The following is a 625-nucleotide window of genomic DNA, read 5'->3' on the forward strand; positions in this document are numbered from 1 at the left end:
GCTAAAAATAAAAGTTGTTCTCAAACAACCATTATTGATTTAGAAGATAAAAATATTAAATGACAAGGAGATAAATAATATGGAAAAAATAAAAAGAAATATTGCTAAATTATTAATTTCAATAAATGATGGTGAATTTGATGGATATGGGCAAAATACTATGAAGCAAATGATTTATGCTGAATTAGAAAAAATTTTTAATCAAATTAATAAAGAAAGTTTTTAAAATGCGAAATATACAAAGAATTACAAATAAAGGAGAATAAATAATATGTGAAAAGATGAAGATGGCAAAGTTTATACCGAAGAAGATTTATTTAATGAAGCATTAGAAGAATGTCATTCAGAAGAAAGTGCTTATGACTATATTGAAAAATTAATTATGGAAAAGAATTTGGAGGAATTAGAAAATGAAAACATTACAAGATTTAATTAAAGATTTAACAGATATTATTGTTGATCAAGAAAAAATCAATGATTATTTAGCAAGTGAAGCATTAGATTTACGAGGTGCTGATTTAAATAGTGCTAATTTAACTTATGCTGATTTACGATGGGCTAAATTACAAGATGCTATTTTAATAGGTGCTGATTTACGAGGTGCTAAATTAAAAGATGCTGATTT

General features: G+C 24.3%; 3 protein-coding genes. All 3 read left to right on the plus strand.

Annotated elements, in window-relative coordinates; genetic code table 4:
- The first annotated feature begins 79 nt into the window (after positions 1-79).
- The gene (locus tag C6B38_RS10330) at positions 80-226 is read left to right on the plus strand and encodes a hypothetical protein (RefSeq protein WP_162475906.1); all 147 of its coding nucleotides are present in this window, start codon (positions 80-82) and stop codon (positions 224-226) included.
- A 45-nt stretch (positions 227-271) separates the two neighbouring features.
- Positions 272-436 carry a hypothetical protein gene (locus C6B38_RS10335; RefSeq protein ID WP_162475907.1) on the plus strand — a complete coding sequence of 55 codons (165 nt, stop codon included), beginning with the start codon at positions 272-274 and terminating at the stop codon, positions 434-436.
- The coding region (locus C6B38_RS06940; RefSeq protein ID WP_146693354.1) for a pentapeptide repeat-containing protein at positions 411-625 on the plus strand (215 nt) is incomplete at its 3' end. The genes C6B38_RS10335 and C6B38_RS06940, both read left to right, overlap by 26 nt.

This window comes from Spiroplasma sp. ChiS, assembly GCF_002968355.1.
Taxonomy (GTDB): Bacteria; Bacillota_I; Bacilli_A; order Mycoplasmatales; family Mycoplasmataceae; genus Spiroplasma; species Spiroplasma citri.